This is a genomic window from Maritimimonas sp. 2205BS37-2 (assembly GCF_056591755.1).
Window position 1 is genome coordinate 374603 of sequence record NZ_JBWQOI010000001.1, and the last position, 17035, is coordinate 391637.

The 17035-nt window shown below is 33.6% G+C and carries 15 protein-coding genes; 5 read left to right on the forward strand and 10 right to left on the reverse strand.

Annotated elements, in window-relative coordinates; genetic code table 11:
* Nucleotides 1-2 precede the first annotated feature (2 nt).
* Together AC1EUU_RS01605 and scpA are read left to right on the forward strand one after the other, a co-directional pair.
* On the forward strand, nt 3-1370 hold the full coding sequence (locus tag AC1EUU_RS01605) for a methylmalonyl-CoA mutase subunit beta (protein ID WP_480199627.1): 1368 nt from the start codon (nt 3-5) through the stop codon (nt 1368-1370).
* Nucleotides 1371-3437, forward strand: a complete 2067-nt coding sequence (scpA, locus tag AC1EUU_RS01610; RefSeq protein ID WP_480199628.1) for a methylmalonyl-CoA mutase — start codon at nt 1371-1373, stop codon at nt 3435-3437.
* Nucleotides 3438-3452: 15 nt separating this feature from the next.
* On the opposite strand, the gene AC1EUU_RS01615 is transcribed toward scpA, so the two are convergent.
* The 7 genes from AC1EUU_RS01615 to AC1EUU_RS01645 form a co-directional block, all read right to left on the reverse strand.
* On the reverse strand, nt 3453-4160 hold the full coding sequence (locus AC1EUU_RS01615) for a DUF4197 domain-containing protein (protein WP_480199629.1): 708 nt from the start codon (nt 4158-4160) through the stop codon (nt 3453-3455).
* A gap of 56 nt (nt 4161-4216) precedes the next feature.
* On the reverse strand, nt 4217-4576 hold the full coding sequence (locus AC1EUU_RS01620; protein ID WP_480199630.1) for a cupin domain-containing protein: 360 nt from the start codon (nt 4574-4576) through the stop codon (nt 4217-4219).
* Nucleotides 4577-6157, reverse strand: coding sequence for an amidase (locus AC1EUU_RS01625; RefSeq protein ID WP_480199631.1), 1581 nt, complete (start codon nt 6155-6157; stop codon nt 4577-4579).
* 43 nt (nt 6158-6200) lie between these two features.
* The gene (locus AC1EUU_RS01630; RefSeq protein ID WP_480199632.1) at nt 6201-6416 is read right to left on the reverse strand and encodes a hypothetical protein; all 216 of its coding nucleotides are present in this window, start codon (nt 6414-6416) and stop codon (nt 6201-6203) included.
* A gap of 59 nt (nt 6417-6475) precedes the next feature.
* Nucleotides 6476-7108, reverse strand: a complete 633-nt coding sequence (locus AC1EUU_RS01635) for a DinB family protein (protein WP_480199633.1) — start codon at nt 7106-7108, stop codon at nt 6476-6478.
* A gap of 127 nt (nt 7109-7235) precedes the next feature.
* Nucleotides 7236-8009, reverse strand: a complete 774-nt coding sequence (locus tag AC1EUU_RS01640) for a hypothetical protein (protein WP_480199634.1) — start codon at nt 8007-8009, stop codon at nt 7236-7238.
* Between the two features lie 106 nt (nt 8010-8115).
* Entirely contained in the window at nt 8116-10359 is a 2244-nt protein-coding gene (locus AC1EUU_RS01645; protein ID WP_480199635.1) for a transglycosylase domain-containing protein, read from the reverse strand.
* A 168-nt stretch (nt 10360-10527) separates the two neighbouring features.
* Between AC1EUU_RS01645 and AC1EUU_RS01650 the strand changes: the two genes are divergently transcribed.
* The gene (locus AC1EUU_RS01650; RefSeq protein ID WP_480199636.1) at nt 10528-11043 is read left to right on the forward strand and encodes a DUF2892 domain-containing protein; all 516 of its coding nucleotides are present in this window, start codon (nt 10528-10530) and stop codon (nt 11041-11043) included.
* Nucleotides 11044-11132: 89 nt separating this feature from the next.
* Here the strand turns inward: AC1EUU_RS01650 and AC1EUU_RS01655 are convergent, their stop codons facing one another.
* Nucleotides 11133-11384 (reverse strand): type B 50S ribosomal protein L31, encoded by a 252-nt coding sequence (locus AC1EUU_RS01655; protein WP_480199637.1) that lies wholly within the window; start codon nt 11382-11384, stop codon nt 11133-11135.
* 112 nt (nt 11385-11496) lie between these two features.
* On the opposite strand from AC1EUU_RS01655, the gene AC1EUU_RS01660 reads away from it, so the two are divergent.
* Together AC1EUU_RS01660 and AC1EUU_RS01665 are read left to right on the forward strand one after the other, a co-directional pair.
* A complete protein-coding gene (locus AC1EUU_RS01660; RefSeq protein WP_480199638.1) occupies nt 11497-12516 on the forward strand; it encodes a glutaminyl-peptide cyclotransferase in 1020 nt (339 codons plus the stop codon).
* A 207-nt stretch (nt 12517-12723) separates the two neighbouring features.
* Nucleotides 12724-14082: a hypothetical protein gene (locus AC1EUU_RS01665; RefSeq protein WP_480199639.1), complete on the forward strand. Its 1359-nt coding sequence runs from the start codon at nt 12724-12726 to the stop codon at nt 14080-14082.
* 2 nt (nt 14083-14084) lie between these two features.
* Here the strand turns inward: AC1EUU_RS01665 and AC1EUU_RS01670 are convergent, their stop codons facing one another.
* Together AC1EUU_RS01670 and argS are read right to left on the reverse strand one after the other, a co-directional pair.
* The gene (locus AC1EUU_RS01670) at nt 14085-14858 is read right to left on the reverse strand and encodes a class I SAM-dependent methyltransferase (RefSeq protein ID WP_480199640.1); all 774 of its coding nucleotides are present in this window, start codon (nt 14856-14858) and stop codon (nt 14085-14087) included.
* Between the two features lie 362 nt (nt 14859-15220).
* The gene (argS, locus tag AC1EUU_RS01675; protein WP_480199641.1) at nt 15221-17005 is read right to left on the reverse strand and encodes an arginine--tRNA ligase; all 1785 of its coding nucleotides are present in this window, start codon (nt 17003-17005) and stop codon (nt 15221-15223) included.
* Between the last annotated feature and the right edge of the window lie 30 nt (nt 17006-17035).

The following is a 17035-nucleotide window of genomic DNA, read 5'->3' on the forward strand; positions in this document are numbered from 1 at the left end:
AAATGAATAATTTTTTGTTTGATGAATTTAATGAGGTTTCGGCAAAACAATGGAAACAAAAGATTCAAGTTGATCTTAAAGGCGCAGATTATAATGAGGCATTAGTTTGGGAATCAAATGAAGGTATTAAAGTAAAACCTTTCTATCATCAAGACGATTTTGAAACACTTAAGATTCCTACGTTAAATAAAGAGACCGAAATTTGCCAATCAATTTTCATTTCTGACGAGCAAACGGCTAATTTTTTAGCAAAAGACGCTTTAAATAGAGGAGCTACATCTATTCAGTTTGAAGCGAACGAAGCATTTGATATTGATAAGTTATTAAATACACTTCTTATTCCCACAGAAGGATCTATTTATTTTAAACTTAATTTTTTATTAGAAAGTTTTAATTCTGAACTTATCAAAAAAGTTAAGAACCATCGTATTTTTCTAAATATTGATCCGATAGGTCACCTTGCGAAAGAAGGTAATTGGTTTACCGATAAGAAAACAGATTTTGAAATAATTAATAAGTTACATCTGAAAGCATCAGAAGCTATATCTGTGATTAGTATTGATGTAAGCTTATATCAAAATGCCGGAGCTACCATTATACAGCAGATAGCTTATGCTTTAGCGCATGCAAATGAGTATCTCAATTCGTTTTCAAAAGATAATGAGAAACCTCTTAAATCAGTTCAATTTAATTTTTCGGTTGGAGGTAATTATTTCTTTGAGATCGCGAAACTGAGAGCCTTTAGATATTTATGGAGTTTATTGTGCGAAGAATATGATTCAGAAATTGAACCACATATTTTTGGAGTGCCTGGCTTACGTAATAAGGTTTTATATGATTATAATACCAATATGCTTCGTACTACAACCGAATGTATGAGTGCTTTGGTTGGCGGAGCAAATGTAATTTCAAATATATCGTATGATACTTTATATCATAAGAAGAATGAGTTCGGCGAACGAATAGCTCGTAATCAGTTACTTATTCTACAAGAAGAAAGTTACTTTAAAGAAGCTTCAAAGTTCGCTAATGGATCTTATTATATTGAATCGCTTACAAAACAATTGGCTGAAAAATCTTTAGAATTGTTTAAAGATATAGAAAGTACCGGCGGTTTTTTAAAACAGTTACTTGAAGGTACCATACAACGAAAAATTGCCGAAAGTGCCAGAAAAGAGCAGTTACAATTTGATAGTGGACAAGAGGTTTTATTAGGAACAAATAAGCACCCAAATCCGAACGATAAAATGAAAGGAGAATTAGAATTATATCCTTTCGTAAAAACGAACCCGAGAAAGACATTAATACAACCAATTATTGCGAAGCGTTTAGCTGAAAAAATAGAGCAAGAACGAATAGAGAACGAATAAATGCAGAGAAAAAATATTCAGAACATACAGCTCAAAACTGAAAACTCAAAACTTAGAACTTTTGATCATGAAAATTTCGTAGCAGGAATTGCTCCAAATTTAAGAGGGCCATATTCAACAATGTATGTTCGTCGTCCTTGGACAATACGACAATATGCAGGTTTCTCAACGGCTGAAGAGAGTAATGCATTTTATCGTAGAAATCTGGCGGCCGGACAAAAAGGACTATCAGTGGCTTTTGATCTAGCAACGCACAGAGGTTATGACTCTGATCATGAACGCGTACAAGGAGATGTAGGTAAAGCAGGTGTGGCGATTGATTCGGTTGAGGATATGAAAATCTTATTCGATCAAATTCCTCTTGATAAGATGTCAGTTTCTATGACGATGAATGGAGCTGTTTTGCCCATTTTAGCATTTTATATTGTTGCGGCCGAAGAGCAAGGAGTATCTCCAGAATTGTTATCAGGAACCATACAAAATGATATACTAAAGGAGTTCATGGTGCGTAATACATATATCTATCCGCCTACGCCTTCTATGAAAATTATTGCTGATATTTTTAAGTACACGAGCAATAATATGCCTAAGTTTAATTCTATTTCTATTTCGGGATATCATATGCAAGAAGCTGGGGCTACTCCAGAAATTGAACTGGCATATACCTTGGCAGATGGATTAGAATATATTCGCACTGGTATTAAGGCTGGTATGGATATTGACCGTTTTGCGCCACGACTATCTTTCTTTTGGGCAATCGGGATGCATCATTTTCAAGAAATTGCAAAGCTCCGAGCAGGTAGAATGCTATGGGCTAAAATAGTAAGCCAGTTTGATCCTCAAAATGTAAAATCATTGGCATTGCGAACACATTGTCAAACAAGCGGATGGAGTTTAACAGCACAAGATCCATTTAATAATGTTGCCAGAACAGCTATAGAAGCTATGGCAGCTGCTTTTGGAGGAACACAAAGCTTACACACAAATGCGTTAGATGAAGCCATCGCTTTACCAACTGATTTTTCTGCTCGAATTGCTCGAAATACACAAATTTATATTCAAGAAGAAACAAAGATTACAAAAACAGTTGATCCTTGGGCAGGTTCTTATTATGTTGAACACTTAACTGAAGAAATAGCTGCAAAAGCCTGGGAACTCATTGAAGAAGTTGAAGAATTAGGAGGAATGACCAAAGCTATTGAAAAAGGAATCCCTAAACTTAGAATTGAAGAGGCTGCAGCAAAAAAACAAGCTAGAATCGATAGTAGTCAAGATACCATCGTTGGTGTTAATAAATATCAGTTAAAAGAAGAAGATCCACTTCATATTTTAGAAGTAGATAATCAGGCAGTTCGAAATTCTCAAATTGAAAGGCTTACGGAACTGAAATTGAATAGAGATACAAATAAAGTTAAAGAAACACTTGATAAATTAACTGAATGTGCCAATTCGGGTGATGGAAATTTATTAGCTTTGGCTGTAGATGCGGCACGAAAACGTGCTACCTTAGGCGAAATTTCCAATGCATTAGAATCAGTATTTGGACGCTATAAAGCAAGCATAAATTCTATAACCGGCGTGTATAGTAGAGAAATCAAAGAAGACGAAACGTTTAAAAGAGCTACTGAATTAGCAGATAAGTTTGCTGAGTTAGAAGGTCGTAGACCTCGTATTATGGTTGCTAAAATGGGGCAAGATGGACATGATAGAGGCGCTAAAGTAGTAGCAACAAGTTTTGCCGATTTAGGATTTGATGTAGATATTGGCCCTTTATTTCAGACGCCTAAGGAAGCCGCAAAGCAAGCTATTGAAAACGACGTGCATATTTTAGGTGTTTCGTCATTGGCAGCAGGTCATAAAACATTGGTGCCACAAGTTTTAGAAGAACTAAAAAACTATGGCCGTGAAGATATTATGGTTATCGCTGGTGGTGTAATTCCTCCACAAGATTATCAATTCTTATTTGATGCTGGTGTTGTAGGTGTTTTTGGCCCAGGCACGAAGATTGCAAAGGCCGCTATTGAGATTTTAGAGATTTTGATAGAGAGTACCGAAGATGCATCATAAAGTCAATATTAGATATTAATCCTGTAAGGCAAAAACACGTTGCAATAAGGTATTGGTTCTAGAAGAAATATTATTACGTATTTCTTTTTCTTGGACGGCAATCATAGTATACACACCATCTAATGCTTCGGTAGTCACATAATCAGTTAGATCAGGATTAACTTTATTAAATACGATTGGTAAACTGTTATACTTGGTAATTAAATTCCTCCAGATTTCATCAGCACCAACTTTTTGAAAAGAATTCTTTATTACCGGATGAAATTTCGTGTATAATGCTTTAGAAGTATTAGTTTCAAGATATGCTGTTGCAGCATTGTCATTACCAAGTAAAATATTTTTGGCGTCAGCAAATGTGATACCCGTAACAGCATTTACAACAATTGGAGTAGCCTCCTTAACCGCATCTTCAGCAGCTCTATTTAAAATTTTCAAGCCTTCATCAGCAAGATTATCTAAACCGATATCACGTAATGTTTTATCTACCTTTCGTAACTCTTGGGGCAGTACTATTTTTACCAATTCATTTTTATAAAAACCATCTTTTAGCGTTAGTTTACTAACTTGTTTGTCAATGCCAATGTTTAAAGCTTCTTTTAATCCCGAAATAATTTCGGTATTGGTTACAGTAGCTTGCGGCAATTGATTTACTACCTGCTGTAATTCTGCACAGGAAGTCAATAAAAAGAGTGGAATAAATAAAAGGAATTTAATAAATCTCATTCAAAAGAATTTTGTTTAATCAACTAGCGCTAAAATTCAATTTTTATTGTGATAAATTAAATTTTTTCATATGTTTTTTTTGTGAGTTCATGTTGCACATCTCCGGTGTGTTTAATATTGCTAGGCTCAAACAATAATACCCAAACTTCATCGTGCGCAATAGGTTTGTGTTCAACTCCTTTCGGAACTACTATCATTTCACCTTCATTTAGTGTTACGGTTTTATCTCTAAACTCTAAAATAAGGCTTCCTTTAATGATAAAGAATAATTCATCTTCATCTTTATGATCATGCCAAACGAATTCACCTTTTAGCTTGGCTAGTTTTACATCTTGGCCGTTTAATTGTCCAATAATTTTCGGGCTCCAATGTTCATTAAATAGGCTGAACTTTTCTTTTATATTGATTAATTCCATTTAGTTTTCTAAATATTTAGGTTCTTTTCTGTGTTTTGTTCCTTGTTCATAAGCATAGGCAATTTCTAAAAGTATTGGTTCACTCCATGCACGACCAAATATAGAAATACCAACCGGTAATTCACCTACAAATCCCATTGGTACTGATATATTAGGATAGCCTGCTCTTGCAGCTGGTGATGAGCTTCCTAACCCAAATGAATCACCATTTAAATGATCTGTTTTCCATGCTGGGCCTCCGGTTGGAGCCACAATAGCGTCTAAATTATGCTCATTCATAACACGGTCTATACCATTTTCACGAGATCCTTTTAACATATTGGCAAGCGTGGTTTTATAATCTTCTGAATCTAGCCCAGCTTTCTCTTGAGCCATTTCTAAATATCGCTGATTGTAAAATGCTAATTCTATAGAGTCTTTCTTATTAAACTCAATAAGCTCTTCTAGGCTCTTAATTTTTCCGTTAGGCCCCAACGATTTGAAATAGTTATTTAAGCCATCTTTATACTCATACAGCATAATCTGAAAAGACATACCACCAACACTATTATCAGCAATTTGATCAATTTCTATAATCTCCGCTCCTTGACGTTTCATATAATCAATGGCTTGATTAAAAAGCGTATCTACTTTAAAGTTTCTACCTAGTGGAGCTTTATACATTCCGATGCGCTTTCCTTTTAAACCATCTTTCTTTAAAAATTGCGTGTAATCTTCTCTGATATGATCTTTACTAGCTAAGGTCTTTGAGTCCGTTGAGTCTATTCCCGTCATGGCATTTAGACAGAGGGCGGCATCTATTAATGTTCTAGCCATTGGACCAGCCGTATCTTGTGTAAATGAAATAGGAATAATACCTGATCTACTTATTAAACCTACAGTTGGTTTAATACCAACAACACCATTGGCATTAGACGGACAAACTATAGAGCCATTGGTTTCAGTTCCAATAGCAACAAGACTAAGTCCGGCAGAAACGGCAGCACCAGACCCAGAACTAGATCCGCATGGATTACGATCTAAAACATAAGGGTTTTTCGTTTGGCCATTAATTCCACTCCAACCACTAGATGACATTTGCCCTCTAAAATTTGCCCATTCACTTAAGTTTGCCTTTGCTATAATTATTGCTCCGGCGTCCTTTAATGTTTTGGCTACATGGCTATCTTGCAAGGGCTTAGATTCTTGTAAAGCTCTAGATCCAGCAGTTGTATACATGTTATCATAGGTATCAATATTATCTTTTAGAATAATTGGAATACCATGTAGTACACCTCTAGATTTTCCATCTTTTAGTTCTTGATCTAATTGTTCTGCAATCGCTATGGCATCCGGATTTATTTGAATTATAGAATTTAACTCGGGGCCATTATTATCAATTTCATCGATTCTATCAAGGTATTTTTGTGTGATTTCTTTAATTGTAAAGGTTCCATTTGCATATGCATCTTTAAGATCATTTATTGTAATATTTTCAAAATTGAATTCTGATTCGTCATTGGTTTCAACTTTGGTTTCTTGTTTACAAGCAACAAACAGAAGTAAAAGAGATAGTGCAGCTAGTTTTTGAACAAAAGACATTACTGTAATTTTAGAGTTAATTAGTAGTTAAAGATATTTATTTTTAGTGAGTTAGAAGGTCTTTTGTAGCAGCATTTACTTCTTTCCATTCATGAGGTCGATGAATGGTGTCATTTTCTTGTTTCCATTTTTTATATGAACCTAGTTCATCAACTTCATATTCGCTCATCCACTCAACAGGCATCCCAAATAAGGAGCGCTCATAGCTTTGTACTCCACAAACTTCGCAAACTTGTACTTTTGTTTTAGTAATCAACATTAGAATCGCGAAGGAGATTATGAAGAATACGATAAGGTGTTTTAAATTAAATCTCACTATCAAGGAAGTCTTTTCTTTATAAATTTAATTTGCCCTAGATGGTTTGATTCATGTTCGCAAACATGAAACCATTTGCAATAATTGTTTGTGGGTTTGTTTTGAAAGAAAGGTTCTGATTTCTGTATCCAATTATCATCACGCTTTGCAAATTCTTTTTTGGTTACATTTCGTACTTCTTCGAGCTTATTTAAGTAATATGAAACATCATTACCTTTAATTACTTTACGCCCATTAGCTCCAAGGTTCATCGGGGTGTCCCATTCTTTTTTAATATCGTTACTCCAACTTCCCCAAGCCATTTCGTCAAAGGTATTTAGTTGATAGTATTTTTCGGTTGCAGCTAAATGTAATAACATGGCTCCAATTGAATTAGAGGTGTCATCAATTTGATAGTCGAGCTCATCTATAGTAAGGTCTTGAACTTGTCTAACCACCCATGCCCGCATCATGGTCATCATAGAGAGTAAAGAGCCGACATGTGGAGAATATCCTTCTTGCGGACCAACCAAATACATATTGTCATTTGAATTTAGTTGAGGACTTTCTGCTTGAGTTACTGAAGGAATTAAGGCTATTCCTGCTGTTAGAAGCGCAGATTTCTTAATAAAACTTCGCCTATTAGCTGCTTTCATTTTGAAAATTATTTAATGAATGACTAAAGATACTCAATAAAAAATACGAATATGTGATAGTTTTGTTAAGAACAAAAAAAACCCGCAATATTTGCGGGTTTGTACTATTATTTATAAAGCTTAAAATTTAGTCTTCGTCTATATTAGCCATTGGTCTACCCATAGCTTCTTCTTTAGTACTCATTACAAATTCAAACGTTTCATCTAAAATAAATTTCACCAATTCTCTATCACTGTTAACCCAATAATAAGCTGGTTTCATTTTTTTACCATTATGCACGAACTTATGTAAAGTTTGTTTTTCACCATCAACATCTGCTACTTCTTCACCAACGTACTCAATTGTTTGATTTTTTCTAACATACAATTTTGTTTCGTCTAAAGAATTAAATCTAAATGTACCTTCGTCTTTATTGAAAGGTAAATTAGAAACGATTGCCCATACATTAAATGATGGAATCGTCGCCATAGGCATTTTAATAACAGCGCTATGGTTAGGTAATAAAAACTGATTTACTTCAGGATCTTTAGTAATTTCATTTTTAAAATTACCATGGAAACTCCAGTATGTAGCATTTTTCTTAGTTTTTAATCGCTCTCCTTGATATTCAACAGGGTTCATATTAGAATCTATAGTTCCATCAAATATAATTTTAGAAGCATTTGCTAACTTATCGGTATCAGTTACCGTAACCGTTGTAAAATTTAATCTTTCGTTACCGAAATAAGAATTTACAGTCGTTTTAAGAATAGATTGAGCATTGTCATCAATTTTCTCTATGCTAATGTACCCACTACCGTCTGCGGCCTTAAACCACAGCATCTTAGACTTTTTTTCATCAGAAAAAGAAGAAAAGATTAATACAAAAGCAACTAACAAAAGGGGAAGTTTTCTTTTCATGTTTTAGCAATTATAATTATTAATAATAACAAATATACGATTTTTTGCCTAGTTCAGACTTACAAAGCTACGAATGGTTTAATTTTCTCAACAAAATGCCTGAAAATCACTGTTTTCTGCGTCTTTCTTCCCTCCGTTTTTTACGTTTTGCTTTTCGTTCGGCCCTTCTTTTTGCTTTGTCTAACGTTGTTTCTTCCTTCTTAAAAATGTTATTAAAAAACTTAGATATACCAGTTTCTTCTGTATAATCTTCACAAACCATTTGGTTTGTCAATTCCTCAGACAACAGTGTGAAATCTGAAGTATATGCTTTCTTTATCCAGTTGCTTTTTTGAACTTTTTGTAATGTCTTGGCAACCAATGGTAGTGCTAATGTACTACCTGCACCGTTTGCACCCGAATTAAATTTTATCAAAGGAGAAGAGGCTCCAACCCTTGTAACCATTACCAGTTTTGGATTATAAGCAGCAAACCAAGCATCTACATAGTCTTGTGAGGTACCTGTTTTTCCTGCTAAAGGTAGGCTAATACCATATTTACTTTTTAAAGATGTGCCAGTTCCTTCATTTATAGTTTTTTGTAGCATCGCATTCATTACAGATACATTTTCTTCATTTAAAATGCGCTCGTTGCTTTTTAATAATTTATTATAATAAATGGTCTTGCCATCTTGTGTTTTAATAGATACAATTGCTTGAGGTTTAATTTTATATCCGCCATTCGCAAAGGAAGAATACGCAACTGCTAATTCATAAATACTGGCATTGGAAGTTCCTAATGCCAATGAAGGCTTGTTGATGAGTTCTTGCGAAAAACCCATACGCTTCCAAACATCTTCTAAGGTAGTATATGGGGTGCTTAAAAAAAGATTTACAGTTGGGATGTTCAATGATTTTGCTAGTGACGCAGCTATGGTATATTTACCTCCGGTTGTTTTATCATAATTTTGAGGTTGCCAATTATCAAAATCGGTTAGAACTAACTTATCATTATCAAGGTAATCACATGGTTGCGAGCCATTTTCTAATGCGGCAGCATAAAGAATTGGTTTAAAAGTAGAGGCAATCTGTCTTTGCGCGAAAATTTGGTCATAGGGCTGTGTTCTATAATCAATACCACCTACCCATGTTTTTATAGCGCCGGTTGAAGGCTCTAGTGATATAAAACCTGCATGTAGTAAAGTTAAAGAATGACGAAGGCTATCGCGTACCGAGATCGAATCGGTATAAAAGCCATTCCAGCCAAAAAGCTCTCTATTTTTTCGTTCATTGGTCCTTTTAGTTAATTTTAATCTCTTTATTTCTTTTGCAAGAAGCTCATTCAGTTTTTTGTTGCTTTCTCCTGTCCTATATTGTTTTCGGAGTCTATTCTGCATAATGCTTAAATGACCTTTATAAGCATTTAGAACATATTTTTGTAGATTAAGATTTAAAGTTGTTTTAATAACAAGTCCGCTTTTTTCTACACTATAATCAGTGCCTTCTTTTTTATTAATGACATCTAAAATATCATTAACTTCATCTTTTACTTGTACTAAGAAGTAATTTGCTGGACCCTCTGATTCTAAATTTGCATAATCTAATTTTAATTGAAGTTTCTGTAATGAATCTTTTTCTATACTGTTTAGATATCCATATTTTCCCATTTGCGATAAAACTACATTTCTTCGTTCTATGGCGTTGTCTGGATACAGTCTCGGATTATAATACGTATTTGCTTTTAACATACCAACCAGAATAGCCGCTTCTTCAATTCTTAACTTTTCTACAGGTTTATTAAAGTAACGTCTTGATGCAGCCTCAATACCAAGTACATTTTCCCCAAAAGGAACGGTGTTTAGGTACAATGTAAGAATCTCCTCTTTGGTATAAATTCCATGCAAACGATGCGCTAGAAAACCTTCCTTAGTTTTATTTACCAACATCGTAAGTGGTCCATAACTTTTACGCCCATACATGTTTTTAGCCAACTGCTGATTGATGGTACTACCTCCACCTGAGCTTTTCTGATTAAAAAGAATTGTCTTAAAAAGAACGCGCATTAAGCTTCGCGAATCAATGCCTTCATGTTCAAAATAACGAGCATCTTCTGTTGCTACTAATGCATTTACTAAATGTTTAGGGAGTTTATCGTAGGTAGTATTGGTTCTATTTTCGGCATAAAACTTACCTATAATTGAATTTTCTTCAGAGAGTATCAATGTAGCAGTTTCATTTTTAAACTCCTTTAGCTCATTAACCGTATACAACGGTCCAAATACGCCATAATAAACGGCAGCCAAGAAAATACCAAAAATTATAGTCCCTGCTAAAAGGAGTTTGAGTAAAAACTTAAATACTTTTTTTAACATTACAGATGTTTAGGGGATTGCTTTAAAATCTTTGATTTTAAACGTTTAAATTAAATAATTAGTATTTATTCTTTTCTGTTTCTAAAATGTATCCCGTTGCGCTAGCTTTTATGAAGGCTAACCCAAAATCATTTTGTAAATTGCGGCTCTAAATTTTAAGACCCTTATATGTTTAATAAAAATATAAAATTAGTAATTGCTGCTGGTATCTTTGCTTGGGCAATATATCAGTTTGTTGAAAGTAATATTGGTAACGGTATTTCATTGGTGTTGTTAGCAGGTGTTTTTGTTTTCTTCTATTTTAAAAATGAATTTATATTATTAGCTTTTTTACGCATGCGTAAGCAAGACTTTGCAGGAGCATCCAAATGGCTATCTTATATTAAAAATCCAAGTTCTGCTCTAATACAAAAACAAGAAGGTTACTACAATTTTTTACAAGGTGTTATGGTATCTCAAACTAATTTAACTAAAGCAGAAAAATTCTTTAAAAAGGCAATACAGCTGGGTTTATCAATGGATCATGATTTAGCAATGGCAAAATTACAGCTTGCTGGAGTAGCGATGACAAAAAGAAGAAAACGAGAGGCCACTAATTTAATAGCAGAAGCAAAAAAGCTAGATAAACATGGTATGTTAAAAGAGCAGATACAAATGCTGAAGCAACAAATGAAGAAAATCTAGTAATTAACTAGTTTAAATAAAAAAACCTCGAAATACTAAATTTCGAGGTTTTTTTGTATCCATTCTTAAAAGGGGAGAAAGAAGTGGAATTATTTTTTAAACTTAGCGTATTTGTTTTTAAACTTATCAATACGTCCTGCTGTATCAACTAATTTAACTTTACCAGTATAGTATGGATGTGATGTTCTCGAGATCTCCAATTTAACTAATGGATACTCAACACCGTCAACATCAATCGTTTCTTTAGTCTCAGCGGTAGATTTTGTTAAAAATACATCATCGTTAGACATATCTTTAAAAGCTACCATTCTATAATTATCTGGATGAATCTCTTTTCTCATCGTAATCTTTTTTAAATTGTTAAATTAACAGCCTTGCTGTTTTGAGAGTGCAAATTTAATACTATTTTTGAAAATTCAAACTAAAAAATACTTTTTACATAAAAATTAAATAATGGCATTAAGATCACTTCTAATTTATTGTATTGTAATTCTTATTTTATCGGCCTGTGGCAACCCATATAAGCTCAAATTAACATCTCCAAAGACTCTAAAAGTTAATCAAAAACTGAATGTTGCTGTAAGTGAGAAGAACAATATGCCTATAGATTCTATTCGTTATTATCTTGACGGAAAGCGTTTAGATGGCAATTCGGATATTAATGTTGATGATTTTCGTTTAGGTAAACATGCGATTTCTGCCACCGTTTTTTACGGTGATAAACAAAAACAGTTAACCAATACAATTACTTTTTTAGCTGCAAATGCTCCAGATGTTTACAACTATGAAATTATAAACGAATATCCTCATGATAAAAATGCTTTTACGCAAGGATTAGAGTTTAAGGATGGCTTCTTATATGAAAGCACAGGGCAAGTAGGCGAGTCTTCATTGAGAAAAGTAAATATAGAAACTGGTGAAGTATTACAAAGGTATAACTTGGAAAGTCCATATTTTGGAGAAGGAATGACCATTTATAACGGGAAAATTTATATGCTCACTTGGAAGAGAAGGAAAGGTTTTGTCTTTGACTTAGACACATTTACCAAAGAAGGAGAGTTCATTTATAATCAAAGCAAAGAGGGGTGGGGCTTAACCCATAGCGAAAACAGCTTAATAAAAAGCGATGGTACCGAACGCATCTGGTATTTAGATCCTAATACTCAAAAGGAGAAGAACTTTATTGAAATTTATACTAATGAGCGTAAGACGGATGATCTTAATGAATTAGAATATATTGATGGTAAGATTTATGCCAATATGTGGCAGCGCAATAGCATTCTAATTTTAGACCCAAAAACTGGCGCCGTTGAAGGTATTGTAGATTTACGAGGTTTACAAGCGAAGGCTGGGCAATCTGGTAGTGATAATGTATTAAACGGAATCGCATACGATGCTCAAAATGACCGTTTGTTTGTTACCGGAAAACGCTGGGAAAAACTTTTTGAAATTAAATTGAAAAAGAAGCAATAAATGATATAACTATTTAGTTATAAATTCATAAGACTCCATATGCGATCTGGTTATATTTTTTTATTTGCACTCTTTCTAATTTCATTGAATTCTTGCCGAAAGGATTTTGATACTATATTGAGTTCCGGGCAGCTCGAATTTTCAAGAGACACGGTTTTTTTAGACACAATTTTTTCTAATATTAGTTCTAGTACACGAAGTTTTAGAGTGTATAATAGAACGAATAATGATATAACCATTCCAACAATTGCATTAGGTAGAGGAGAGGACTCTTTTTATCGTTTGAATGTAGATGGTAGACCCGGAAAGACATTTGAAAATATTGATATACTTGCAAAAGATAGTATCTTCATTTTTGTAGAGGCCACAATTGATTTTGATCAGGTAACAAATCCGGTATATACTGATTCTATTGTATTTGATGCCGCAAATAATTTTCAAGATGTGGACTTGGTAACTTTGGTCCAAGATGCCCATTTTTGGTTTCCACGTCAAATCTCTCAGGGCATTCGAGAAACAATCTCATTAGGTTTAGATGGTGAAGGCAATGAATTATTTGTTGATGGCTTTTTACTTGAAGATGACACCACTTGGCAAAATGATAAACCTCATGTGGTTTATGGTTATGTGGCCATACCAGAAAATAAAACATTAACCATAGAAGCCGGCACCAAAGTGCACTTTCATGCTAATTCAGGTATTTTGGTACAACAAAATGCTTCGCTAAAAGTAAATGGTGAATTAAATAATGAAGTGATTTTTGAAGGAGATAGACTTGAACCCGAATTCTCCGAAATTGCTGGGCAATGGGGTACTATATGGCTGCGATCGGGTAGTCAAAATAATGACATTAATTATGCTATTATAAAAAATGGAATTATCGGTCTACTTGTTGACGATGTGAATGGGAGTAACGAGACATTAACCATAAGGAATTCGCAATTATTTAATTTCTCTAACTTCGGAATATTGGGACGCCAAACAAATATTTTGGGAGAAAATTTAGTGATTGGTAATACAGGTCAGGCTAGTTTAGCTTGTACTGTAGGAGGTACTTACAATTTTACTCATAGTACTTTCGCAAATTATTGGAATAGAAGCTTTAGACAGTTCCCAACTGTATTAGTAAATAATTTCTTTACAACAGTGCAAGATGGCAATGAGGTGATAGTCCCCGTCGAATTATTAGAAGCCAATTTCACGAATTGCATAGTCGATGGAAGTCAAAATGTTGATTTCATTTTAGACAAAGTAGAAGGAGCTAATTTTAACTTTAATATATCGCATAGCTTATTAAAATTTGATACTACCAATCAAGAATTATTAGAGAATCCCGTATACGATTTCGGCAATAATACTCTTTATCAGAATATTATCTTAAATGGAAGCCCAGACTTTAGAAACATTTCAGACAATGACTTTATAATTGGTGAAAATTCTGATGCCAATAATAATGCCTCTTCTACAGGTGCCTTGCTTGTTCCTTTTGATATTTTAGGAATTAATAGAACATCTTCACCAGATATTGGTGCCTACCAACATATTGTTTTTGATGAAGAGAACTAGAGCTAAGATTTCTTTCGAACAATTAAAATATTATTTTCAGGAGTTTTGATATCCTTATTTTTTTTGTTTCTAAATAGGTCTACAACCTCCAAGCCATTGGCAGACAGGCATTCAACCCAGTATGATAACGATCGAATTCTCTTATTTACAAGAACCTCTTCATTTTCCGTGTTTTTAAAACTATCCCAAGCTTCTTTAAATGCTTCTCGTGTTTTAAATTCATCAATTTTATGAAATTGTACATCTTCCGTAGTATTTCCAAAACTTCCACCGATTACTAATATACCATCATCAGCCAAACAACTTTGTAAATTTTTGATAGCCGTGCGCCATTTAGCATCATTTACAATATGAAATAATACACCAACCGCATTAATAATTTGAAATTTTTTGTTTACACTAAAATTATCATCGGTAATATCTTGAACCTTTATAGTAACGTTTTTGTTGGTACTATATTTATTTTTTAGTTTTTCAGACTGAGGTTTAGAGATTTCAAAACCTAAACAAGAGGAAGCACCGAAAGTTTGTCGATAGAAATCTATCCAGTGACCAGATCCAGATCCAATATCTAAAAGATTAATTTCTGATGGCATATTTTTACCATAGAAAAATTCAATAATTAAATTTTCAACACTATTATAATGGTACTTAGTACCTAGTAAACTAAATGTAGGAGAAATGGTAGCTCGATCAGAGAATTCTTCGGTTATTGAATGTAAAGATTCAAAAAATTTTTTAGGATTATACTCCTTTTTTTTGGCATTAATTTTCATAGCAATGGGGATTAATTATCTTTATTAAAGCACTAAACTAATAATTTATTGGCTTTTATCAATAGTTTCTTCAATTTAAGGGCGTTTTGGGTTATAATTTTCCTTACCGCAGCTGTGGCCTTATTTGCTTCATGTTCTAGTGATGATGACATGGCCATTCCATTAACTAAGGCAGAGCTTTAAGGAAACTGGAAGATGAAGATATTATAGGAGGGAATACATTCAAATGGACTTTTACAAGTAGTATAACACTAGAAAAACAACAAACACCAGTAGAACCCAAGATAAAGATGTACATAATAATAAACGAGGATAACATCCTCGTTTTTTGCTTTATTTATGTATAAAAGAGACTTGTCAAATTACATGCGCTCAGGCACATTAATGCCTAGGAATCCAAAGGCAGATCTAATAACTTCTGCCACCTTATTTGACAATTGTGTTCTAAAAATCTTTTCTTGCGGATTCTCTGAACCTAAAATGGGTACACTTTGATAGAATGAATTGTATTCTTTTACCAAATCATAGGTGTAATTTGCAATCAAAGCTGGACTATAATTACTAGCAGCTTGTTGTACAACTTCTGGAAATAAAGAAAGTTGTTTTAAAAGATTACGCTCTTTTTCATGTAAAGCACCTTCAACAGTATTTAGATCAATATTATAATCAAAATCTACTTTACGTAAAATAGACTGTATTCTAGCGTACGTATATTGAATAAACGGACCTGTATTTCCCTGGAAATCGATTGATTCCTTTGGGTCAAATAATATTCTCTTTTTAGGGTCTACTTTTAATATAAAATACTTCAAGGCACCTAAACCGATAGTTTTATAAAGAGCTTCCTTTTCGTCATTGGTATATCCTTCAAGTTTCCCTAACTCCTCAGAGATTTCTCGGGCAGTATTAGTCATCTCAATAATTAAATCATCAGCATCTACAACCGTCCCTTCGCGAGATTTCATTTTTCCACTAGGTAAATCAACCATGCCATAACTTAAATGATGTAGATTCTTGGCCCAATCAAAGCCTAGTTTTTTCAGTATTAGAAATAACACTTTAAAATGATAGTCTTGTTCATTACCAACGGTGTAAACCAGACCTCCAACGTCCGGGTGGTCTTTAATACGTTGTATGGCTGTACCTATATCTTGGGTCATGTATACCGCTGTACCGTCAGCACGTAAAACAATTTTTTCATCGAGACCTTCATCTGTTAGATCACACCAAACGGAACCATCCTCTTTTTTAAAGAACACTCCTGTTTTTAAACCTTCGGCAACAAATTCTTTTCCTAATAAATACGTGTCACTTTCATAGTATAAGGTATCGAAATCAACTCCTAAATTTTTATAGGTAATGTCAAACCCGGCATAAACCCAACCATTCATTTTTTTCCATAGATCAACTATCTCAACATCCCCCGCTTCCCATTTGCGAAGCATTTCTTGTGCTTCTAATAAGATTGGAGCTTGTTTTTTTGCTTCTTCCGAAGGAACTCCATTAGAAATAAGAGTTTCAATTTCTTTTTTATACTCTTGGTCAAACCTAACATAATAATTACCTACCAGTTTATCACCTTTTAACCCAGTAGAATTAGGAGTTTCTCCATTTCCATAACGTTGCCAAGCGAGCATGCTTTTACAGATGTGTATACCACGATCATTGATAATTTGAGTTTTATATACTTTTTTACCCGAAGCTTTTAAAATCTCAGCAACAGAATATCCTAGTAAATTATTACGTATATGTCCTAAATGTAAAGGTTTATTTGTATTTGGTGATGAATATTCAACCATAACGGCTTTTCCATTAGTATTAATTGATGAAATACCATAATTATTGGTTTTATTAATATCACTGAACTGATTTAAAAAGTAGGCATCGCTTAACTCTAAATTTAAGAAACCTTTTACTACATTAAAATCAGCTATTTCATTTACATGACTTTTTATGTATTCGCCTAATTTAGTTCCTATTTCAATTGGATTTCCTTTTATAACACGCAAAAAAGGAAAGACAACTACCGTAATATCACCTTTAAAGTCTTTACGGGTAGCTTGAAATTCAATTTTTTCAATAGAAACATCATAAATGCTATTAAAAGCATCTTGAATGGCTGATTTTAATATATCTTGAATAGACATTGCGTAAAAATTAAGGCGCAAAATTAAACA